This is a genomic window from Paenibacillus albicereus, assembly GCF_012676905.1.
GTDB classification, from domain to species: domain Bacteria; phylum Bacillota; class Bacilli; order Paenibacillales; family Paenibacillaceae; genus Paenibacillus_O; species Paenibacillus_O albicereus.
Window position 1 is genome coordinate 2,071,338 of sequence record NZ_CP051428.1, and the last position, 21,009, is coordinate 2,092,346.

At 47.9% G+C, this 21,009-nt stretch carries 22 protein-coding genes; 15 read left to right on the top strand and 7 right to left on the bottom strand.

Annotated elements, in window-relative coordinates; translation table 11 throughout:
• The first annotated feature begins 20 nt into the window (after positions 1–20).
• The 11 genes from HGI30_RS08990 (at position 21) to HGI30_RS09040 (ending at position 10,802) form a co-directional block, all read left to right on the top strand.
• Positions 21–2,468 (top strand): heavy metal translocating P-type ATPase, encoded by a 2,448-nt coding sequence (locus tag HGI30_RS08990; protein ID WP_049867110.1) that lies wholly within the window; start codon positions 21–23, stop codon positions 2,466–2,468.
• A gap of 22 nt (positions 2,469–2,490) precedes the next feature.
• On the top strand, positions 2,491–3,414 hold the full coding sequence (locus HGI30_RS08995) for a DUF8832 domain-containing protein (RefSeq protein ID WP_021877399.1): 924 nt from the start codon (positions 2,491–2,493) through the stop codon (positions 3,412–3,414).
• Positions 3,415–3,436: 22 nt separating this feature from the next.
• A complete protein-coding gene (locus tag HGI30_RS09000) occupies positions 3,437–4,057 on the top strand; it encodes an NAD(P)/FAD-dependent oxidoreductase (protein WP_153783394.1) in 621 nt (206 codons plus the stop codon).
• Positions 4,058–4,071: 14 nt separating this feature from the next.
• Positions 4,072–4,329 (top strand): glutaredoxin family protein, encoded by a 258-nt coding sequence (locus HGI30_RS09005; RefSeq protein ID WP_021877401.1) that lies wholly within the window; start codon positions 4,072–4,074, stop codon positions 4,327–4,329.
• 101 nt (positions 4,330–4,430) lie between these two features.
• Positions 4,431–5,285, top strand: a complete 855-nt coding sequence (locus HGI30_RS09010; RefSeq protein WP_048743993.1) for a class I SAM-dependent methyltransferase — start codon at positions 4,431–4,433, stop codon at positions 5,283–5,285.
• Between the two features lie 41 nt (positions 5,286–5,326).
• Positions 5,327–5,998: a TVP38/TMEM64 family protein gene (locus HGI30_RS09015; protein WP_048743995.1), complete on the top strand. Its 672-nt coding sequence runs from the start codon at positions 5,327–5,329 to the stop codon at positions 5,996–5,998.
• Between the two features lie 118 nt (positions 5,999–6,116).
• Positions 6,117–6,809 (top strand): response regulator transcription factor, encoded by a 693-nt coding sequence (locus HGI30_RS09020; RefSeq protein WP_048743998.1) that lies wholly within the window; start codon positions 6,117–6,119, stop codon positions 6,807–6,809.
• Positions 6,806–7,876: a sensor histidine kinase gene (locus HGI30_RS09025; protein WP_048744001.1), complete on the top strand. Its 1,071-nt coding sequence runs from the start codon at positions 6,806–6,808 to the stop codon at positions 7,874–7,876. The genes HGI30_RS09020 and HGI30_RS09025 overlap by 4 nt, the downstream gene beginning before the upstream one ends.
• 141 nt (positions 7,877–8,017) lie before the next feature.
• On the top strand, positions 8,018–8,923 hold the full coding sequence (locus tag HGI30_RS09030) for a F510_1955 family glycosylhydrolase (RefSeq protein ID WP_374725869.1): 906 nt from the start codon (positions 8,018–8,020) through the stop codon (positions 8,921–8,923).
• A 13-nt stretch (positions 8,924–8,936) separates the two neighbouring features.
• Positions 8,937–10,235 carry a cell wall-binding repeat-containing protein gene (locus tag HGI30_RS09035; protein ID WP_048744006.1) on the top strand — a complete coding sequence of 433 codons (1,299 nt, stop codon included), beginning with the start codon at positions 8,937–8,939 and terminating at the stop codon, positions 10,233–10,235.
• 237 nt (positions 10,236–10,472) lie between these two features.
• On the top strand, positions 10,473–10,802 hold the full coding sequence (locus tag HGI30_RS09040) for a four-helix bundle copper-binding protein (protein ID WP_083436180.1): 330 nt from the start codon (positions 10,473–10,475) through the stop codon (positions 10,800–10,802).
• A gap of 1,011 nt (positions 10,803–11,813) precedes the next feature.
• On the opposite strand, the gene merA is transcribed toward HGI30_RS09040, so the two are convergent.
• The 7 genes from merA to HGI30_RS09075 all read right to left on the bottom strand — a co-directional run bounded on the left by merA (position 11,814) and on the right by HGI30_RS09075 (position 18,136).
• On the bottom strand, positions 11,814–13,454 hold the full coding sequence (merA, locus tag HGI30_RS09045) for a mercury(II) reductase (RefSeq protein ID WP_021877410.1): 1,641 nt from the start codon (positions 13,452–13,454) through the stop codon (positions 11,814–11,816).
• Between the two features lie 3 nt (positions 13,455–13,457).
• Positions 13,458–13,718 carry a heavy-metal-associated domain-containing protein gene (locus HGI30_RS09050; protein WP_021877411.1) on the bottom strand — a complete coding sequence of 87 codons (261 nt, stop codon included), beginning with the start codon at positions 13,716–13,718 and terminating at the stop codon, positions 13,458–13,460.
• Positions 13,719–13,888: 170 nt separating this feature from the next.
• Complete coding sequence (locus tag HGI30_RS09055; RefSeq protein WP_021877412.1) at positions 13,889–14,149, bottom strand: Uncharacterized mercuric resistance protein MerE; 261 nt, start codon at positions 14,147–14,149, stop codon at positions 13,889–13,891.
• Positions 14,146–14,559: a mercury resistance transcriptional regulator MerR gene (gene merR, locus HGI30_RS09060; RefSeq protein WP_021877413.1), complete on the bottom strand. Its 414-nt coding sequence runs from the start codon at positions 14,557–14,559 to the stop codon at positions 14,146–14,148. The genes HGI30_RS09055 and merR overlap by 4 nt, the downstream gene beginning before the upstream one ends.
• Positions 14,560–15,028: 469 nt before the next feature.
• Positions 15,029–15,616, bottom strand: a complete 588-nt coding sequence (locus tag HGI30_RS09065) for a class I SAM-dependent methyltransferase (protein WP_328805261.1) — start codon at positions 15,614–15,616, stop codon at positions 15,029–15,031.
• A gap of 41 nt (positions 15,617–15,657) precedes the next feature.
• The gene (locus tag HGI30_RS09070; RefSeq protein WP_021877416.1) at positions 15,658–17,775 is read right to left on the bottom strand and encodes a heavy metal translocating P-type ATPase; all 2,118 of its coding nucleotides are present in this window, start codon (positions 17,773–17,775) and stop codon (positions 15,658–15,660) included.
• Complete coding sequence (locus tag HGI30_RS09075; RefSeq protein ID WP_048744055.1) at positions 17,765–18,136, bottom strand: ArsR/SmtB family transcription factor; 372 nt, start codon at positions 18,134–18,136, stop codon at positions 17,765–17,767. The genes HGI30_RS09070 and HGI30_RS09075 overlap by 11 nt, the downstream gene beginning before the upstream one ends.
• Positions 18,137–18,353: 217 nt before the next feature.
• Between HGI30_RS09075 and HGI30_RS09080 the strand changes: the two genes are divergently transcribed.
• From HGI30_RS09080 to arsC, 4 genes are read left to right on the top strand one after another with little or no spacing between them, the layout of a single operon-like run.
• Positions 18,354–18,785, top strand: coding sequence for an arsenate reductase ArsC (locus HGI30_RS09080; protein WP_021877418.1), 432 nt, complete (start codon positions 18,354–18,356; stop codon positions 18,783–18,785).
• Between the two features lie 14 nt (positions 18,786–18,799).
• Positions 18,800–19,123 carry an ArsR/SmtB family transcription factor gene (locus tag HGI30_RS09085; protein WP_048744011.1) on the top strand — a complete coding sequence of 108 codons (324 nt, stop codon included), beginning with the start codon at positions 18,800–18,802 and terminating at the stop codon, positions 19,121–19,123.
• 15 nt (positions 19,124–19,138) lie between these two features.
• Complete coding sequence (locus HGI30_RS09090) at positions 19,139–20,551, top strand: arsenic transporter (RefSeq protein WP_021877420.1); 1,413 nt, start codon at positions 19,139–19,141, stop codon at positions 20,549–20,551.
• 30 nt (positions 20,552–20,581) lie between these two features.
• On the top strand, positions 20,582–21,007 hold the full coding sequence (gene arsC, locus HGI30_RS09095) for an arsenate reductase (thioredoxin) (RefSeq protein ID WP_048744013.1): 426 nt from the start codon (positions 20,582–20,584) through the stop codon (positions 21,005–21,007).
• Positions 21,008–21,009 lie beyond the last annotated feature (2 nt).

Here is a 21,009-nt window from a genome sequence, read left to right on the forward strand (position 1 = left end):
AAAGAAACGAGGTGTTCGTGATGGAAGCAGTCAGGCTGGAAACGGAGCAAACGTCCCTGCAATTAACCGGTATGACATGCGCCGCTTGCGCAAACCGGATTGAGAAGGGACTCAATAATCTCGAAGGCGTGACGGAAGCGAACGTGAACTTTGCCCTGGAACGGGCGACGGTTACGTACGATCCGAAAAAAGTAAATGTCGCGCAAATGGAACAAAGCATTCAAAAACTCGGCTACGGTACGGCAAAAGAAGTCGTTGATTTCAAACTGGAAGGCATGACCTGCGCGGCTTGCGCGAATAAGATTGAGAAAGGCCTTGGAAAATTGCCCGGCGTCACGAACGCTTCCGTTAACTTCGCGATGGAAACCGCTCGGGTCGAGTACAACGCGGCCGATGTATCTATCTCCGATATGCAGCAACGCGTGGAAAAGCTGGGCTATAAAGCGATACCGAAGCAAGACGAAGCCAATCCTTCGGAGCATCGCGAGAAAGCCATTTCACAACAAAAGCGCAAACTGCTCATCTCCGCCGTTCTTTCGCTGCCGCTGCTCTGGTCCATGGTCAGCCACTTTTCGTTCTTATCCTGGATCTGGATGCCGGAGCTCTTCATGAATCCGTGGTTTCAATTGGCGTTGGCTACACCAGTTCAATTTTACATTGGCAAACAGTTCTATGTGGGCGCGTTCAAAGCGCTCCGGAATAAGAGCGCCAATATGGACGTACTCGTCTCGCTCGGAACGTCAGCTGCATACTTTTACAGCTTATACTTAACAATTGAATGGGCCTCAATGGGCAGCATGGCGCATCACGGTCCATCGATGTACTACGAAACGAGCGCGGTCCTCATCACTCTCGTTATTCTCGGGAAGCTGTTCGAGTCGCTGGCTAAAGGCCGTACATCTGAAGCGATCAAGACGTTGATGGGCCTTCAGGCGAAAACGGCTCTCGTTGTTCGGGACGGGCAGGAAATGACGATTCCGGTCGAAGACGTACTCGTCGGCAATATCGTGGTGGTGAAACCGGGGGAGAAGATCCCGGTGGATGGGGAAGTGCTGGAAGGAAGTTCGTCGGTCGATGAATCGATGCTGACCGGCGAAAGTATCCCGGTCGAGAAAAAAGCCGGAGACAGCGTGATCGGTGCTACCGTCAACAAAAACGGCAGATTGAGATTGAAAGCGACCAAAGTCGGCAAGGAAACCGCGCTTGCCCAAATCATTAAGGTCGTGGAAGAAGCGCAAGGCTCGAAAGCGCCGATTCAACGGGTAGCGGATGTCATTTCCGGAATCTTCGTGCCGATCGTCGTAGGGATTGCGGTTGCCGCATTTCTGGTTTGGTACTTCTGGGTGACACCCGGCGATTTCGCAAATGCGCTGGAGAAAGGGATTGCGATCCTGGTCATCGCCTGCCCTTGCGCACTGGGGCTCGCTACACCGACATCGATTATGGCGGGCTCCGGCCGCGCCGCGGAGCTTGGCGTGCTGTTCAAAGGCGGCGAGCATCTGGAATCCACGCACAAAATCGATGCGATCATTCTCGACAAAACCGGCACCGTAACGAAGGGGAAACCGGAACTTACGGATGTTGCCGCCGCAAATATAGACGAACATGCTTTTCTCCGCTTAGTTGGCGCTGCCGAGAAGGATTCCGAGCATCCGCTTGCGGAAGCGATCGTTGCCGGAATCCGGGCTAAAGGCATCGAGCTTCCGGCAACGGAACAGTTTGAGGCGATTCCAGGGTTTGGTATTCGTGCCGTCGTTGAAGGCAAAGAGGTTCTGGCCGGTACGCGCAAGCTGATGGCGAAATATGACGTTTCGGTTGAACAGGCGCTTGATCGGATGACGCAGCTTGAAGAAGATGGAAAAACGGCGATGTTGATCGCGGTTGACGGAGCGTATGCGGGTCTCGTCGCGGTGGCCGATACGATTAAAGAAACATCGAAAGAGGCTGTAACGCGGCTGAAAGAAATGGGCATAGAGGTGATCATGATCACGGGAGACAACGAACGCACCGCACGGGCGATTGCGGGGCAAGTCGGCATCGATCATGTTCGCGCCGAAGTGCTTCCAGAAGGCAAAGCGGAAGAAGTGAAGAAGCTGCAAGCGCAGGGTAAGAAAGTGGCGATGGTCGGCGACGGCATCAATGACGCCCCCGCGCTGGCGATGGCAGATATCGGCATGGCGATCGGTACCGGTACGGACGTGGCCATGGAGGCCGCCGACGTCACCTTGATGCGCGGCGATCTGACGAGCATTCCGGATGCGATCTACATGAGCCGCAAGACGATGAGTAACATCCGCCAAAACCTCTTCTGGGCGCTCGGCTACAACACCCTCGGCATTCCGATTGCCGCGATTGGACTGCTGGCCCCTTGGGTTGCGGGCGCGGCGATGGCGCTCAGTTCCGTGTCCGTCGTCCTTAACGCCTTGCGTCTGCAGCGTGTCAAAGTACGCTCTGCATCGAACTTGTAATGAAGTGGAGTTGATATAAACCATGAAGAAGAAAATCATCCTCGTCGCTGCGGCGGTACTTGTGTTAAGCATATTGGCCGCATGCGGCAAAGCAGGGGATAAGAAACCCGCAGGCGGAAATAATCATGCCGGTCATGGAGCCATCAGCGGGCAAGAGAACGCCGAGAAGCCTGCAGGAAACGAGAAAAAGGAGGCGGGAGAGATGGATCATGGAGGCGGCCACGGCGGCCATGGCGCAGATGCGAAGCCTGCTGCGGAGAATCTTCAAGCATCATTTGCCTTCCCCGCAGGCGCCGCAAAAGCAAATGAAGAAACGGAATTGACCATTCAAGTGAAGGATAAGGACGGGAAACCGGTCAATAAATATGATGTCAATCACGAGAAATTGCTTCATCTCATTATCGTCAATCACGATTTATCGTTCTTTAACCACATTCACCCCGAGTTTAAGGGTGACGGCACATTTACGGTGAATACGTCGTTCCCGGCTGGCGGTGAGTACAAAGTGTTTGCGGATTTTATTCCGACTGGCGGGGCCAATACAACGCTCAGCGAGTGGGTGAAGGTGGAAGGCAAAGAAGGCAAGCATGCCGCGATTGCAGCTGACGCAAATCTTGTGAAAGAAGTCGATGGCAAGGAAATTGAGCTCTCTATGAGTGCCGCCAAACCGAAAGAAGACGTGACATTGACCTTCAACATTCGCGACGCGAAGACGAAGAAGGGGATCAATAATCTGCAGCCTTATTTGGGTGCGGTTGGCCATGTCGTAATTCTTTCGGAAGATGCGAATCAGTATCTTCATGTTCATCCGATCGACGAGAAAGCGACCGGGCCGGATGCGAAATTCGCGACTTCTTTTCCGCAAAGCGGCACGTTCAAAATTTGGGGACAATTTCAGCACAATGGCGAGGTGTTCACCGTCCCCTTCGTCGTCAATGTGAGATAACGGATCGAAGAGGAGAATGATCATGGGAGATAAGACGAAACTGGCGGTATCGCCTGCGATTCAAGTCGGGGGAAGCCTATTTACGCCGGATCAACTTGCCAAGATCGGTACGGTTGTCGGTTCAGACGCCAAAATTGAAATGACCTCGTTCAAGCAGCTTTACGTGGAAGTGCCTCTTGATGAGCGAGAAGCCATCCAGGAAGAACTGGAGCGTGCCGGTCTGGAAGTATATCCGGCCGGATTTGCGACCAAGAGCCTGATCGCCTGCAACTTCTGCAAAGGTGCGGAAGAAGCCGGTCTGGAGACGGCTCGCATCTTGAATCGGGCGATCGCTGGCATCGCGACGCCCACGCCGCTGAAGATTGGCTACGCAGGCTGTGCGCTGGGCACAAGTGAACCGCTGCTGAAAGATATCGCTGTCGTCAAAATGCGGGATACGTTCGATATTTACGTTGGAGGAGAACCTAAAGGCATCAAAGCTGCGACGGGGCGGTTGCTTGTCTCCGGCATAACAGAGGAACGACTTGTTCCTGTTGTATCCACGCTTATTGATTTTTATAAGCAACAAGCAAAAGGAAAAGAGAAGTTCAGCAAATTCGTGGATCGGATCACGATGGAGCAGTTGAAACAAATCGTCGCGTAAAGGAGAGAAATTCCATGTCGCAAATCGATCCGAAAGATCCGATCAAAATTTACACGATCCCGACCTGCAGCGACTGCCACTTTGCCAAGCGCTATTTCAATGAGCATCAAGTTCCCTATGTTGACTACAATTGTGAAGAAAATATCGAATATGCGAAAGAAGTTCTGGAGCTGACAGGAAAGCAGGTCGTACCGACCATCGTCATTAAAGACAAGGTATTTGTCGGTTTTGCCGAGAACTTGAATGAAATAAGCAAACTCCTTGTAGGCTAAGAACTTATAGGTGTCTCGCGCAGGCTGCTATTTGTGTCCGTGACTAAAGAGTGGTTGCCTTAATCCGAATGTTAGGAGCATTCATAAGGGGAGGTACTATCGTGGCGTCCGAGCAAAATGAAGAAAGATCAAAATCATGGGAAACCGCAGGGCAAGTAGCGGCTTGGAATCGAAGCAGTGACGATCGAGAAAGGCTTCTAGGGGAAGCGACGGAGCTTATGCTGCGGGAAGCTGGCGTTAGGGAAGGAACGCAGCTTCTGGACATAGCGGCGGGGATGGGGGACCAGACGTTCATGGCCGCCCGGATGATCGGTCCGGCAGGAAATGTTGTTGCTACCGATATCTCAGCGACCATGCTGCAGGTCCTTGCCGAGATCGCGAAACAAGAGACGCTCACTAATATTCAAACGCATGTCATGGATGCCCAGCATGTAGATTTGCGGACAGACACCTTTGATGCGGCTATATCCCGTCACGGTTTGATGTTTGTTCCAGAGCTGGGGCAAGCCTTGACGGGTATCCGAGAGGTGTTGAAAACGGGCGGTAAATTCGCGGCACTCGTATGGTCGAGTCCGGATAAGAACCCGACCTTGTCCCTGCCGATTTCTATCATTTCACGATATGCAGGCATCCCGATTATGGAAGGCGGCAAAAAACCAGGCGTGTTCTCACTTGGTAACCCCGACTTACTGGCAGAAGCCTTTCAGACAGTGGGCTTCCGGGATGTAACGGTGCAGGCTGTCCCGCATATTCACCGCTATGCTTCGGCTGTGGAGTTTAGCCGTCGTGGGCGAGAAGACGTATCCGCCGGTCCGCTGGGTGAAATCATTAAACGGCTCAGTGAGGAAGAACGCAAAAAGATGCATATGGAAATTGTTCGTGCGCTGCAGACATTCGAAGGGCCAGAAGGATTTGAAGGGCCATCGGAATCACTCCTGGTTGTGGGGATCAAATAAATGGGCTTACGCAGCTTTCCTTTGGAGAACGGAATGGAAACATGATGAAAAAAGGATTGGTTGTTCTTCTTTATGGGGTCGTGATTGCCGCCGTCATAATCTTCAAGGAATCTCTGCTTTCATGGCTCTCTCTTGGAGGCGTGGAGCGTCTTCCATGGATGATCGGGGCTGCGATCCTTCTTGCGATGATTCCGCTCGTTCCTTTTGGGATTGTAGCCGGAATCATCGGGGCCGCGTATGGGCCGGTCTGGGGCAGTTTGATCAATGTGGTCAGTTCAACCACCGCGGCAGCCTTGACCTTTTGGGCGGTTCGGTTGATTTTTCAGGAACGAGGCCGTCAGCTCATGGCTTCGGTGAAAGGAGCAGAACGGTTTATCTTCCTTCTGGAGCGTAATGCATTCTTTGCGGTCATACTGGCTCGCCTGCTACCATTCGTCCCCGCGGTAATCGTCAATATCGGTGCGGCTCTCTTCCGAATGTCCTTTGGAAGTTTTATTATGGCCACTGCGGTCGGGAAAGTACCGGTCATGGTTGTGTTTGCCTTCATGGGGAGTCAGTTGGATTCAAACTGGCCCGTTATGCTACGGACGCTGTTCATTTACATGTTCTTTCTGGTGGTTGTATACGCAGGCTATCGAGTATGGCTTCGCTGGATGGAATCCCTTTATAAAAAGGAACCGACTGATGAATACTATAGAGGAAAAGGGGACTGATTCGGGCTGATTAGGGTCGCCCTTTTGTTGTTTCTGCACGGCATCTCTGCATCTACATCAGTTCTACATAAGTCATGGGTAAAGTGATACATAGAGGCGTTATTCGCGGAGGATGGTCATGAAAACGATATTGGTCGTCGATGATGAATCGAAAATTCGGGATGTGGTTGTATCCTATTTGAAAAAAGACGGTTTTCAGACCGTTGAAGCCGAAACGGGCAGCGAGGCCATTCGGCGCGTGCAAAACGAATCGATTGATTTTGTCATCCTGGACCTTATGCTTCCGGATATGGAGGGCGAGCAGGTTTGCCAAGCGATTCGTCAAATCCATTCTGTTCCGATTTTGATGCTTACCGCCAAGGTTTCCGAGAACAATCGGATTAAGGGGTTATCCATGGGGGCCGACGATTACTTGATCAAGCCCTTTGACCCACGCGAAGTAGTGGCTCGGGTTCGGGCGATTATGCGGCGTACGGACGAATATCATTTGCTTGCGGATCGCCTGGCCTTTAATCAAGGGGAACTTATCATTGATTCGTTAAAGCAGCAAGTATTCCGCGACGGCCAACCGGTGAACCTGACCCCGAATGAATATAAGCTGCTGCTTGTCCTGGCCAAGCATCCGCAGCGTCACTTTTCACGAGAGGAGCTTGTAGAACGCGTGCTTGGCTATGATTTTGACGGTGATATCCGAACGATCGATCAGCATGTAAAAAATATCCGGCAAAAAATAGAGGGCGACCCCAAGTCCCCAAAATATATTGTGACGGTGTATGGAACCGGCTATCGGTTTGCAGGAGGAACAACATGAATAAGCGTCTGCATACCCGTTTGGCTCTGATTATTATCGGGATTGCTGCTGGCATTGTCCTGATTACAACCATTAGCGTCATTTTGACGACACACTATCATTTCTCCTTGTATCAAGCTCAAGCCGGTATGACGCACGAATTACCCGAACTGAATTATCATTTGGAACAAGCGTTGATGCAAACGATCATCTGGACGTGTTTAGTTGCGATTGTACTTGCCGTATTTCTCGGTTTTTATGTAGCCAAACGAATTTCGGCTCCTCTCATTCATATGAAGCGAGTCGCGGAACGCATGACGGACGGGGAATGGAGTACGAGAGTGGACATTCAAGGGAAAGATGAGCTTGCAGACTTGGGCGCATCGCTAAATACGCTGGCAGAGCAGTTGCAGCAGCATGAGCAACTGCGCGTCACGATGACCGAAGACATCGCGCATGAGCTACGAACCCCTTTGGCTACGCTCAAAAGTCATATGCGCGCCCTAGAAGACGGGATTTGGGAGCCTACGCCGGAGCGTATCCATTCCTGCTACGAAGAAATCGAACGATTGACGCAGCTAGTAGCCGAGTTGGAAGACTTGACGCATGTGGAGTCCCCCGGTTTTCAATTGGTGCGAAAAGAAGAATCATTGACGGCCATCATCGAGAGAGGCGAAGAACTGGTTGCTGCTGCCTATCGTGAAAAAAACGTTCATCTACGGTGTTCCGTAAGTCCTCATATTGATGTTTTTGTCGATCATGATCGCATGATTCAGGTGCTTGTGAATCTGCTTAGCAACGCATTGAAATTTACTCCTGAACACGGAGAAGTGCGAATTGAGGGTAGTGAAGACAGCGGACATGTTTGGATCCGAGTTCAAGACACGGGAACGGGAATCCCACAGGAGGACTTGCCCTATGTGTTCGAGCGATTTTACCGGGCGGATAAGTCCCGCAATCGGAAGACCGGCGGCAGCGGCCTGGGGTTAACCATCGTCAAGGAGTTGGTTGCAGCCCACGGCGGGGAAATTTCGGCCGAGAACCGGGAAGGTGCCGCTTTTACAATTCGGATTCCCAAAAGACAATAGAGCAAGCATTCTACATCGAATCTTCAAAAGTATCGATTACACTGTATATGACTTGCATTTTTATCGAATGGTTTGGAAATACATGGGGGACACTGAATTCAGGTCTCTTTTTTAGATATGGGGGTAATTTTTTTGAAAAAGATGACGATGCTTGCACTAGCGGCAGTACTCTTGATCGGGACCACGGCATGCTCGAAAAAGGCAGAGCAAGGGCCGAATTCCAATGCGAGTACCACTTTTATGCACCTACATGGCCTTGGTTACTCCGCAGACGGAAAACGGCTTTTCATTCCCGTTCACAACGGACTACAGTTATATGCAGATGGTTTATGGAGTGAAGGTCCGGGGGTGAAGCACGATTATATGGGGTTCACCGCTGTCGATGACGGATTTTACAGCAGCGGCCATCCAGCACCGGGTTCGAAGTTTAAAAATCCATTAGGCCTTGTGAAAAGTACGAATGACGGGAAAACCATCACGGTCCTGGCACTTGAGGGAGAAGTCGATCTACACGGTATGACAGCCGGGTATCGTTCGCATGTGCTATACGTGGTGAACCCGGAACCTAACACCAAAATGAAACAGGCAGGGCTGTTTTATAGCAAGGATGAGGGGAAAACCTGGACAAGCAGTCCTGCAACCGGGCTCCAAGGGCAGATGATGGCAATCGCAGCTCACCCTTCTGATGCAGCAATTGCTGCCGTCGGCACGACAACAGGTGCCTTTCTGTCGAAGGATTACGGCCAGAGGTTTACCGCATTGGTTCCGGAACAACCGGTTTCGGCCCTGGCTTTCACGGATTCCGGTAACGTACTAGTAGCTACCTCCGGCCCCAATGCTTCGCTGATTGAAATTAATATAGAGAGCAAGCAATCGTTGGTGATTCAGACGCCAAGCAAGGATACGATCACCTATGTTGTCCAGAATCCAGCGAATCCGAAAGAGCTGGCCATCGCAACGGAGCCAAAAGATGTCTTTCTTTCTACCGATCGCGGCGCTACATGGATACAAATTGCAGATAAAGGCAAAACTATCAACCGAAAATAGGAGGTTTTTAAGCATGAAAAAAAGCTTGAAAGTCGGTATTATTTCGGCGGCTACAGCACTGGCCCTGACCGGATGCTTTAACAAATCCAATTCTTCCACTCCACACGATATGAACAACATGGGCCAGCAAACTGGTTCGGCACAAAGCCCAGCCAGTGCGGTATCTTTGCCGTGGATTGCCTCAAAAAACACGACGCGCATCAATACAAGTGAGCCGGTGGAAGCTGCGGTGCTGGTTTCAAAAACGCTGTGGATGGCAACCAGTGATGCGAACCGTCCCGGAGGCGTCATTCTGGCGAACCCGAAAGATTGGCAAACGACCCTCGTTAGTGCAGATTTGATTCATCACCCGAATAACGGTCCAGTTCTGTTTGTGAATAAAGACAGTGTACCGGATGTAACGCTGGACGAATTGAAAAGACTAAAACCAATGGGGACGGACATGAATAAAGGAACCCAGGTTATATTGGTCGGGGATCTTGACCCCAAGGTAGAGGAGCAGGTAAAGGCGCTTGGATATAAGACGGACAAGATTGCAGGGGGCAACCCGGCGGCCGTAGCCAAAGCCGTAGATGCTTATTATACCGCTGTCGCGATGGAAAATCCGCCTTCGGTCATCATTGGTTCTATGGACAGCGAAGAATATTCAATGCCAGCAGTGAATTGGATTTCTCATATGCCTGAGCCGCTACTTTATGTTAAAAAGGATGAGGTTCCGCAAGAAACCGTGGATGCTTTAAAGAAACGGGGCGGAAAAGCCAATATTTATTTGCTCGGGCCAGAATCGATTATTTCGGCCAAAGTCCAAGAACAATTGGGTCAGTACGGGAAAGTGGTTCGTATTGCGGGCAACGATCCATATGCGAATGCCGTTGCCTTCGCGAAGTATAAAGATTCCACAACCGGTTTTGGTTGGGGGATTACAACCCCGGGTCATAACTTTTCGTTCGTCAATAAAGATTCCGCAGCCTTGGCACTCGCGGCAGCTCCATTCTCGCATTTAGGCAAACATGCACCGCTTCTCTGGACGGACAAAGACAAACTGCCGGATACGGTGATGTCCTATGTCATGTCGATTCAACCGAAATATAAAAAGGAGCCAACGGAAGGGCCTTACAATCATGCTTGGTTAACGGGGAGCGAGGATTCGTTATCCGCCGTGGCGCAAGGGGAGATCGATTCCATGCTGGAGATCGTATCGGAGACCGGAGAAGGCCATGGCGGGCATGGCGGCGGAAATACAAAGACAGAACCGTCCCCTAAACCAAGTGAGGGCACAACCGGCGGCTATATGCCGGGCATGAAGCATTGATTATCAGGTCGAACACAAATTTCCAAAAGAAAGCAGGTGTCTGATTATGATGGGGATGATGTACGGATGGTCATGGGTCATGATGCTGTTTTGTGCATTGTTCATGGCCGCGATCATAGGTGTCGCCGTTTATATAGCGGTAAGGCTTGCTTTAAGAAAAACTCGTTTGTAGTATATCGCAGCTCGTTTGGGTAAAACATAAAAGGTACAAATTTCAAATTGGAGGTAAAACAACCCATGTCACATGAGCAATTTCAACATTGCATTGATGAATGCATAAAGTGTATGCTGGCATGCAATCACTGTTATGACGCCTGCTTGAATGAAGATCACCTTGAGGGGATGAAAGAGTGCATCCGGTTGGATCGGGAGTGCGCCGACATTTGTGCCTTTGCTGCGCAAGCGATGTCCCATCACAGTTCCTATGTGAAGGAGCTTTGCCGGATTTGTGCCGATGTTTGCGAAGCATGCGGGAATGAGTGCAAAAAGCACGAGCATGAACACTGTCAGCGCTGTGCCGATGCTTGTTTCTCCTGTGCAAAAGCTTGCCGAGCTATGGCAAGCTGAAACAAGGCGAAAACAGCCTATCCCACTCTGGGGATAGGCTGTTTCGGTGTTCTATCTTTTCAATTGCTTAAAGTAGCAATTCTTGGTTAAACTGACGCAGTAGAAAAAATTCTGTACTCACTCATGTAGGAACTTTATTTAAAGTATATAAATTTAAAGAAGCAGAGAATGGGGAAGAAGCCGTCCAACTGTTACAGGAATATTCGGCCGGATGTCGTCACCATTGATATTACGATGCTCGAAATGGGCACTATGGCAAATTCGGTTGTATCAGTACCGTAAATCTGGTTACTCTAGGCCAATGCCGTGCTCGTTATAGGTATCCCTCCATAGACTAATGTGGAAATACGAAGACGTTCAAACACACGAGGAGGGAATTTCCTTTGAATCATTTCGTCCACTATGCGATGCCGATGTACACGCAAGACAATGCCACTTATTATAGACAAATGTACGAATGGCATATGAAACCTGCATCATTATCAAGAACAGTTGCGCGGGTTTCATTTGGAACGGGCCAAGTATTTTCAAGGCTTGGTTGAAGAAAGAGAGAAAGCTGCTACAAAATCCAACGACGGCCCTGCTGCTTGATACGGAATTTCTATGGGGCGATGTGCTGAACTGGAAAAATTCCGAGTGAAGCTATGGGACCAGTACTTAACGGTTCGTGATTTTTACGGCGGAATTGCCGTTTCCTTCGATAATCTTTGGTTTGATTTCCTATCCAGATATTTTATATCGGAACAGCCATTGACATTGATTTTTGACCAAGTTTGCAGAGATATGGAAAGACACGTAATTAGAAAAACGGAACCCGAGAGTCCATAAGAAGCTAAGAAAGTCGCTTTTTGGAGGACTCCAAAGCGCTTGAAACGAAGAGGTAATATAATTGCAGTCGGTTGAATGCAAAAACCAGTCAACACGAAAATTAGTGTTTGACTGGTTTTCATTATCGATAAACGATCAGTTGAGAACAGTTGTCTTTACGATCAAGGTTGCTTGGCCAATATCTTATCCAGCACAACAGGATAATTTAGATACATCTTTATTGATCGTAAGAGCTGCTAGTTTTAATCCCTCAGCCATCGTTAAATACGGTGCTAGGCTATCGCGTAGATCCTCGACCGTTAAACCGAACTTGACTGCAAGTGTCGCAGCGTAAATTACATCTCCGGCATTTTCAGCGACAATATGAACACCAAGCACCGTTAACGACTTGGAATCAGCCACTAATTTAAAAACGCCGGTTGTTTCGCGATTAACAAGTGCTCTAGGCACCGAATCCAAAGGAAGAATGGACGTTTTAACCTCATACCCTTTTGCCTTGGCTTTCTCTTCCGTGAGTCCTACAGTAGCAACGGAAGGAGAAGTGAACGTAACACCTGGAACAGCTTCAAGATTTACCTTTTTCTCTAAGCCGCCTATTGCATTATCGGCCGCGATGCGACCTTCATAAGCAGCCACATATACAAACTGCGGCCCCATCGTCACATCGCCTGCAGCATAAATTCTAGGATTCGAAGTGTTTAAAAAATCATCGACGACGATTTCGCTTTTGGAACCTATATTTACGTTCGCAGCATTAAGGTTTAGTGCTTCAATATTTGGTTTTCTACCGGTTGCAATAAGCAGCTGCTCGACTTCGATGACTTTCTTTTCGCCATCTACGGAAATATGCACTTGTTTTAGATCGCCACTTGCTTCTATGCGATCATACGTTACACCGGTAATCAAGTGAATCCCTTGCTCCGTTAAAGCCTTTGTCACCGCTTCGGAAATTTCAGGGTCATACTCTTTCAAAATGCGAGGACTTCTTTGCATCAGCGTAACATCTGACCCTAGATTGTGAAAGAGTTGACCCAATTCCATTGCAATATAGCCTGAGCCAATGACGGCAACCGTTTTAGGCAATTGTTTGAGCTCAAGTAGTGATGTGCTTGTTAAATAATCCACGTCCCTTAATCCTTGAATATCCGGAATGGACGGAGAAGCTCCTGTGGCAATTAAAAATCGTTTCGCTGTAACCAGTCGTCCACTTACCTCAATGGTTTTTTCATCTACGAATGTTGCCTCTCCTCGAATGAGTTCAAATCCGTACTCACCAATCAAATGTTCATACTTCTGTTCTCGCATACTGGCTACCAGTTCATTTTTATGTTCGACCAACTTTTCCAAATCTACTTTTCCTGTTGATGTGGCTAGTCCCAAGAATGGGTTGCTTTTGGCTAAATGATTGATTTCACCGGCACGAAGCAGCGTTTTTGATGGAACACAGCCAACATTTACGCAGGTTCCGCCAACAATTCCCCGCTCAATGATCGCGACCTTTGCGCCATATTCCACCGCTTGAATCGCTGCGGAAAAAGCTGCTCCACCGGAACCGATGATCAGAAAATCATAGTCGCCTTCATCGCCGAGAACCGGAGCATCATGAGTTTCTATCACTTCCGCATCTCCGGATTGATATTTTGCCTCGTTAATGGCTTTTTGGGCGGTTTCGATCATAACGTCATCGGGCAATTCAAACGTGGCTTCATTACGGTGAAAACTCGTCTCGATATTGGCGGCTCCAATGTTTTTAAGTGCGGTTGCTACGTGTTCTTCGCAGCCGCTGCATGTCATGCCTTGAACGTTGATTCGGTATTTTTTCATTTTTTATCCTCCCATTACATCAAACCCATATTTTGTAACCGATGATTGGATTAGCTTTACATCGGTTTTCAGATCATCAAAGGAAACCGTCACTTTTCCAGTGCTTCCCTTAGGTTCAATTTCTACTTTGCTGACTCCGTTTACCTTGAAATTAAATCTTGAATCACAGAAGGTGGGCAACATTCTAATCCCGTGACCGTGAACGTCGCCGATTGATTTGCAACAGTTGTACTTGCAGTTTGCACTGCTGCCGATGATTTTCATTGCTGCCGCCTGCCGTACCCGTGATCATTAAAAACATCTGGTACTTGATTGAAATAATCGCGAGTGTACCTGCCAAACCGGATAATCCGAGTGGAATGAGAATTAAGGGTCCGAGGCAGCAAGAAAGGCAGATAATACCGCCCCCCAGCTCGTTAGTTTTTCTCTCAAAATCATTCACCTCGTTTTTGCCCTGGTACTGAGCAGCAATCGTGTGTCACATCGGTTTTTTCTTGTATATTCGTCCTTTTGAATACCATACAAAGGGAAATCACAAATAGAATAGCCAAAATAGCACTAGCGGCGCCTTGATGGGCTGCAAAATACGCACCCAGTGTTGTGCCAGCAAGCAGAGGAAGAATCAAAACGAGATGGCAAGGGCAGGAAAGCAGAGCTAAAAAGCCCCATCCCATTTTCTTTGTATTGTCTTTCACAGGATTTCCTCCTCATTGTCAATTAACGCCTCGATGATTGGGCATTCATGAATTGCCTTTTCATCTGGACAGCGGTCTTTTAAATCTTTTAGCATACATTCGATTCGCTCAAGGTCTCTTATTTTCAACCGAACATCTTCAAGTTTTTGAACAACAAAATCGTGCATATCCGCACATCTCACATCGTCTTTATCAACGACACCAAGCAATTTATCAATTTCAGATAACGTAAAACCAAGCTCTTGTATACGTTTAATGAACATGATTCGTTTTACCGCATCTTCCGGATAAAGCCGGTAACCTGCATCCGACCTTACAGGTTCAGCAATCAGACCTTTTCGTTCATAATATCTAAGCGTTTCTTTATTCACATTACATAATTTGGATATATCTCCTGAATGATACCTCATGGTTCACCTCCCTCATAAGTGTAAACCCTGTACCATGATACATAGTCAAGACATCTTTATTTATTTCCTTAAAGTTCCGAAATAATTTTATTTTGGTTGTATTAGCTATGTGGCCGAGCAAGAGCGGAAGAAGAACCGGCAGCGGCAGGCGGAAGGAATCGAGGTTCCCCGAGAGGAGGGCTGTTGTATTCGGCCGACCCAAGCAGGAGATCGATGGAAAATGTGGAGGCGTACCGGGAATGGAAAGCAGGCCAGATTACCGCGACGGACGCTATACGTCGGATCGGTATGAAAAAGCCTACATTTTACCGGCGAGTGAAGGAATACGAGGAAATCAATGAGCCGTTCTAAGCTATCGTCAGTTCCGCGGCGGCCAATGATGGGGTAGTACCAGCAAACAAAGCTGACACCACCCGTAAAGTACATGGGGACATTTCCCCCTCAATACCTTGGCCTAGGAGATACCTAGTTAAGTTTGATGTTTACGAACTATGATTTTTCGATACATACCGTTAAATAGGGCTGATGCATCTTCTTCCACTCGAATTTGTTTCTCGTACGGCATAATGATTTGCTCAAAATGACGACCGATGTCTGTACCCATCAATGCTACGACGGGGCGAAGAATTTTCTTCATTACAGGCAACTCCCGAGATGGAGGGGCAAACTTATCGAAAATGAGAATACGTCCCCCAGTTCGCGTAACCCGAATCATTTCTTGAAAACATTGGTTCGGATCAGGGACCACAGATAAGATCAGATTCGCAATGACCATATCAAATGATTCCGGTGAAAAGGTCAAATTTTGTGCATCCATTTCCATGAAAGTAACGTTAGGAGAGTAATATTGATTCTTAGCTCGGCCAAGCATTTCGGGTGACAAGTCGATTGCAGTTACAGAAATATCTTTCCCCATAATGAACCGCAAGTCTGCACCTGTCCCGACGCCCACAAAAAGAATTTGGCTGTTAGCTTTAATGTCGACGTCCTCAAAAATCTTTTTCCGAGCCTTTAGAAAAGGCCCGGAATTAAAGAAATAATCATAAAGGGTGCCCATACCCGATAAATCACTTTATTCCAAGGGTTATTCATAGGCGATCATTTCCCTTTCACTTTTAACAAACGTAAGCTGTTCAAAGTAACAATTAGGGTAGCTCCCATATCTGCAAAAATAGCCATCCATAGCGTAAGCCATCCAGGAACAATCAAAGCCAAAGCGACAAGTTTAATCCCGAGCGAGAACGTAATGTTTTGCTTTATTATCGCAAGGGTTTTACGGCTTAACCGAATCGTATACGGGAGTTTACCTAAGTCGTCAGCCATAAGTGCAATGTCCGCCGTTTCAAGCGCCGTATCCGTACCCGCGCCTCCCATAGCGATACCAACCGTTGAAGCCGCAAGCGCGGGCGCGTCGTTGACGCCATCGCCAATCATTGCGACATTGCCATAGTCTTTACGAAGCTGCTTAATGTAATCTAATTTATCTTGCGGCATGAGGTCGGCTTTAACGTCTGTAACATTCAACCGGCTCCCGATAGCTTCGGCGGTTGCTTGATTATCACCCGTAAGCATAATCGTTTTCTTGATGCCAATTTCGTGCAATTGCTTAATAACGTCTTTACTGGAATCGCGCACTTCATCGGCCACGGCTATTAAGGCAAGAACTTGTTGTTCCGTTCCCAAGACCATAACCGTTTTCCCTTGTTTTTGTAGAGCTTCGATACGTTGATTCGTTTCAACATTCATATCGGAGCGAAGTTCTGCAAAGAGTTTTGGACTACCGACGTAATACAATTCCTCGTTTACTTTTGCTTTAACGCCTTTTCCAGTTATCGATTGGAAATCCTCAACGGTGAGGGATAAGTCGGCTCCGAGATTTTCAGCTTTACGAACAATCGCGGAAGCGAGCGGGTGTTGCGAACCTTTTTCGATAACTGCCGCGATGGCAAGCAATTCTTTTTCGTCTTTCGTTCCGAAAGTATGGACATTTGTTACTTCCGGGAATCCTTTCGTCAGCGTACCCGTTTTATCGAATGCGATTGCGGCAAGGCGACCAGCTTCTTCAAGGTGTATGCCGCCTTTGATAAGGACGCCATTTTTCGCCGCGTTTCCGATAGCTGTAACAATCGAAACAGGTGTCGAAATGACCAATGCGCAAGGACAGCCGACGACGAGTAACGCTAATCCCCGATATACCCAATCGCCCCAATCAGCGCCGACGAACAGAGGGGGAACAACGGCAATACCTAATGCCAAAATCATAATCGCGGGCGTATAGTATTTCGCAAATCGGTCAACGAACGCTTGTGAAGGTGCACGTTCGGCTTGTGCTTCTTCAACAAGGTGAATAATTTTCGAGATTGTAGTATCCTCGACATGCTTCGTTACTTTGACCTCAAGCAATCCTTCTTCGTTTAATGTGCCTGCGAAAACTTCATCATCAATTGTTTTCGTTACGGGAACCGATTCGCCGGTTATCGCAGCTTGGTTAATGGTTGATGTCCCTTTAATAACCACGCCATCCATTGCGAGTTTTTGACCAGGCTTTACAATCATGACGTCGCCAACCTGTATATCATCGACACTTACCGTAATTTCTTCGGAACCGCGTCGAATCAGAGCTTCCTTCGGTGCAATATCCATCAGGGAACGAATGGATTGACGCGCTTTCTCCATAGAGTAACGTTCCAAAACTTCACTAATTGCAAACAAGATCACAACCGTCGCGCCTTCGCCCCATTTGCCGATCGCCGCGGCACCGATGATGGCCACCGTCATAAGGGTGTTCATATCGAACTGAAGCCGGAAGAGATTTTTAAGCCCTTTTTTGAATAGATCGTAACCGCCAATGAGAATAGAAGCCGCAAAAATGACTGCGGATAAGATACTTCCCTCACCTAGAAAATAACCTGCCGCAAGCAATACGGCAGAAACCAACACGTTCCAATGCTCTTGCCAAAATGGCTTTTTCTTTTCAATCGTCCGTTGTTTTTCAGGTGTGACTTTCAGGCTTTCAAAAGCTCCAGCCTTTTCTAAATCCTCCATTGTGGTACTTCCATAAACGGTAATCTTGGATGCTCCAAAATTGACTTGAGCATCTTTAACGCCAGGCAAACCTTTTACATTTTTCTCGAAAATGCCTGCGCAATTCGTACAGGTAAAGCCTTGAACTCTGTAGACGTTTTTATCTTCTGTGTTTTCAATTTTATTTTCCATTGGTGATCAACTCCCGCGAATGAGTAGAAGCTAGCTGTACCAATTGACGAACATGGTCGTCTTCTAGCGAATAAAAAACTAATTTGCCATCCTTGCGGTATTTGGCTAGGCCAAGCTGCTTTAAGGTGCGAAGATGGTGTGAAGCTGTTGCCAACGAAGAACCGATAATGTTAGCCACATCACAAACACATAATTCATCTTCTTCGCAAAGGGCAAAAGCGATTTTCATTCTGGTTTCGTCAGCTAAAACCTTAAACATCTTTATCATGCCTTGAATATTTTGTCCTTCAAGTGCATGTTGTACCTTTCGGACTTTAGGTTCGTCATAACAATAAATTTCACATGAGTCCTTTTCTTTCATACCGCTCATATTCTCACCTCTATAATCAAACGAGTATTTGATTGTTATCATACAACAAACTTTTCGATTATTCAAATGTATATTTGATTATCTATCAAACATATCTAAAATATTCTTTTCAACGTTGATACTGCGTTAACAATTGGCGTATATGATCATAATAGAAATAAGCAAATAATTATATGGCTATTTACAGCGGGTAGGGGAGTGTGGGAGAATGAAACGGGAAGTCAAACGAATTTATTTCCTTTGCGGGCAAAATCGGTGCCGAAGTCAGATGGCCGAAGCTTTTGCCAAGTTTTATGGCGGGGATCATGTAGTGGTGGAGAGTGCTGGATTAAATCCATCCGAAGAAGTGCATCCTTACACCATTGAAGCTATGCGTGAGGTAGGCATCGATCTTTCCCAGCATGTTTGCAAAAAAATTGATATGAAATTTTTTCTAGCGTCGAATGCGATCGTCAAGCTGTGCGAACAAATTGTGGAGCGCTGTCCTATCGTACCGTTTAAGATCATGAACGTCGAGTGGAACATCCCTGACCCGTTGGCCGTAGACGGCGGCAGCCTGGAAGACGTGAAGAGAGCGCGTGACGAGATTCGGGAGAAAGTGATTGGGTTGTTAAAAGGGATGGACATTCCCGTCGCTTAAAAGGAGTGAAGCAGTTGAGCAAACTAGAAGAAGTAGCGGATGCCTTGAAGCTATTAGGGGACCGGAACAGGCTCACTATCGTAGCCATGTTGCAGGTGAAGGAACTGTGCGTGTGCGAGATCGTGGACATTTTGAAAACAAGCCAGCCCAATATCAGTCAGCATATGCGCAAGCTGAGGGACGGGGGCTTGGTCAAAGAGTCCCGCAGGGGGCAATGGGTTTATTATTCGCTCTGCCTGGAAGACAAGCCTTATATTTTGGATATTCTAAAGGAAATTCCTTCGCAAGCGGCGATGATTGAGCCTGTCGTTTGCGAAACCAATGATTGCTGTACGTAGTTCAGGAGGACGCATATGGTTTATGTAGCGATTTTCATTTTCTTGGTAACGTTGCTTTTTGTCATCTGGCAACCGAAAGGATTAAACATCGGCTGGTCGGCAAGTGTCGGAGCGATCCTTGCTTTAATATTTGGCGTGGTCAGCTTCGCTGACGTCGGCACCGTAACCGGCATCGTGTGGAATGCCACCTTGGCGTTTGTGGCCATTATTTTAATCTCACTGGTGCTGGATGAAATCGGATTTTTTGAGTGGGCTGCCTTGCATATGGCGCGGCTGGCACGCGGAAACGGTCTACTCATGTTTGTATTTATCATCCTGCTTGGATCGGCGGTTGCCGCGCTGTTTGCCAATGACGGCGGGGCCTTGATTATTACGCCGATTGTGCTCGCCATGGTCCGGGCGCTTAAGTTTGATGAAAAGATGATCCTACCGTTTATTATGGCGAGTGGGTTCATTGCCGATACGGCATCTTTACCGCTTGTCGTCAGCAACTTGGTGAATATTGTATCCGCCGATTATTTCAACATCGGTTTTGCGGAATACGCGAGCCGCATGATTGTTCCGAATTTCTTTTCCGTCATAGCGAGCCTCATTGTGCTGTATCTGTATTTCCGGAAAAGCATCCCGAACAATTACAATCTCACGCAACTGAAAAGGCCGAAGGAAGCCATCAAGGATATGCGGCTGTTTAAGTTATCTTGGGTCATTTTAACCGCGCTGCTTGTTGCGTATTTTATTAGCGAATTTTTCTCGATCCCTGTATCCATTATTGCCGGGGTTGCAGCGATTGCCTTTTTGTTCGCGGCGAGAAAGAGCCCTGCGATTCATACTTGGAAACTGGTAAAAGGCGCTCCCTGGGCTGTCGTGATCTTCTCTATCGGCATGTATGTGGTCGTTTATGGCTTGCGCAATGCCGGACTTACGGATGCACTGGGCAGCGTCATTCAAGCGGTCGCAGACAAAGGGTTATTTGTGGCTACCGTAGGGATGGGCTTTATTGCAGCCATCCTGTCGTCCATTATGAACAACATGCCAACGGTCATGATTGATGCGTTGGCCATCCAAGGTACACAAACCGATGGATTCATTCGTGAGGCGCTGATCTATGCGAATGTGATCGGTTCGGACTTAGGGCCGAAAATTACGCCAATCGGCTCCCTGGCCACGCTGCTTTGGCTGCATGTACTATCCACAAAAAACGTGAAAATCAGATGGGGCTATTATTTTAAAGTCGGCATCTTGTTAACCATTCCCACGTTGTTCATAACGCTCACCGGTCTTTATGTATGGCTTTATGTTCTCCAGACGCTACAGGTGAATGTATGGCTATGTATTGCGGTGATTGTGGTCGTCCTGGTGGTGGTTGCAATGATCATGAAGTCTTTTATGGGAAGTAAACAAGCGAAAAGAGTTCATCAAGGCGATTAATGAATTGAAATCAAAAGGAGATTGTTCACCATGGAGAAAAAACCGTTAATTTATTTTTTGTGCACCGGAAATTCTTGCAGAAGCCAAATCGCGGACGGGTTTTTAAACGCGCTAGGCAGCGACAAATATGAAGTCAAAAGCGCAGGTCTTGAAGCACACGGACTGAATCCGCGTGCGGTGCAAGTCATGCAAGAAGCTGGGGTAGATATTAGCAAAAACACCTCCGATGTGATCGATCCGGACATTTTGAATCGCGCCGATTATGTCATTACCTTATGCGGCCACGCCGACGAGCATTGCCCTGTGATCTCCAACAAGAACGTAACGAAATGGCATTGGGGTTTTGATGATCCGGCAAAAGCAACCGGAACCGAAGAAGAAATCATGAACCAGTTCCGCACCGTTCGCGATTCGATTAAGAGCCGGATTGAACAATTCGTCAAAGAAGGGAAATGAGG

Excerpts from the sequence above, each read along its gene's own strand:
- HGI30_RS08990 (WP_049867110.1), top strand. The coding sequence starts at position 21 with ATGGAAGCAGTCAGGCTGGAAACGGAGCAAACGTCCCTGCAATTAACC.
- HGI30_RS08995 (WP_021877399.1), top strand. The coding sequence starts at position 2,491 with ATGAAGAAGAAAATCATCCTCGTCGCTGCGGCGGTACTTGTGTTAAGC.
- HGI30_RS09000 (WP_153783394.1), top strand. The coding sequence starts at position 3,437 with ATGGGAGATAAGACGAAACTGGCGGTATCGCCTGCGATTCAAGTCGGG.
- HGI30_RS09005 (WP_021877401.1), top strand. The coding sequence starts at position 4,072 with ATGTCGCAAATCGATCCGAAAGATCCGATCAAAATTTACACGATCCCG.
- HGI30_RS09015 (WP_048743995.1), top strand. The coding sequence starts at position 5,327 with ATGATGAAAAAAGGATTGGTTGTTCTTCTTTATGGGGTCGTGATTGCC.
- HGI30_RS09020 (WP_048743998.1), top strand. The coding sequence starts at position 6,117 with ATGAAAACGATATTGGTCGTCGATGATGAATCGAAAATTCGGGATGTG.
- HGI30_RS09025 (WP_048744001.1), top strand. The coding sequence starts at position 6,806 with ATGAATAAGCGTCTGCATACCCGTTTGGCTCTGATTATTATCGGGATT.
- HGI30_RS09030 (WP_374725869.1), top strand. The coding sequence starts at position 8,018 with ATGACGATGCTTGCACTAGCGGCAGTACTCTTGATCGGGACCACGGCA.
- HGI30_RS09035 (WP_048744006.1), top strand. The coding sequence starts at position 8,937 with ATGAAAAAAAGCTTGAAAGTCGGTATTATTTCGGCGGCTACAGCACTG.
- HGI30_RS09040 (WP_083436180.1), top strand. The coding sequence starts at position 10,473 with ATGTCACATGAGCAATTTCAACATTGCATTGATGAATGCATAAAGTGT.
- merA (WP_021877410.1), bottom strand. The coding sequence starts at position 13,454 with ATGAAAAAATACCGAATCAACGTTCAAGGCATGACATGCAGCGGCTGC.
- HGI30_RS09050 (WP_021877411.1), bottom strand. The coding sequence starts at position 13,718 with ATGAAAATCATCGGCAGCAGTGCAAACTGCAAGTACAACTGTTGCAAA.
- merR (WP_021877413.1), bottom strand. The coding sequence starts at position 14,559 with ATGAGGTATCATTCAGGAGATATATCCAAATTATGTAATGTGAATAAA.
- HGI30_RS09065 (WP_328805261.1), bottom strand. The coding sequence starts at position 15,616 with ATGGGCACCCTTTATGATTATTTCTTTAATTCCGGGCCTTTTCTAAAG.
- HGI30_RS09070 (WP_021877416.1), bottom strand. The coding sequence starts at position 17,775 with ATGGAAAATAAAATTGAAAACACAGAAGATAAAAACGTCTACAGAGTT.
- HGI30_RS09075 (WP_048744055.1), bottom strand. The coding sequence starts at position 18,136 with ATGAAAGAAAAGGACTCATGTGAAATTTATTGTTATGACGAACCTAAA.
- HGI30_RS09080 (WP_021877418.1), top strand. The coding sequence starts at position 18,354 with ATGAAACGGGAAGTCAAACGAATTTATTTCCTTTGCGGGCAAAATCGG.
- HGI30_RS09090 (WP_021877420.1), top strand. The coding sequence starts at position 19,139 with ATGGTTTATGTAGCGATTTTCATTTTCTTGGTAACGTTGCTTTTTGTC.
- arsC (WP_048744013.1), top strand. The coding sequence starts at position 20,582 with ATGGAGAAAAAACCGTTAATTTATTTTTTGTGCACCGGAAATTCTTGC.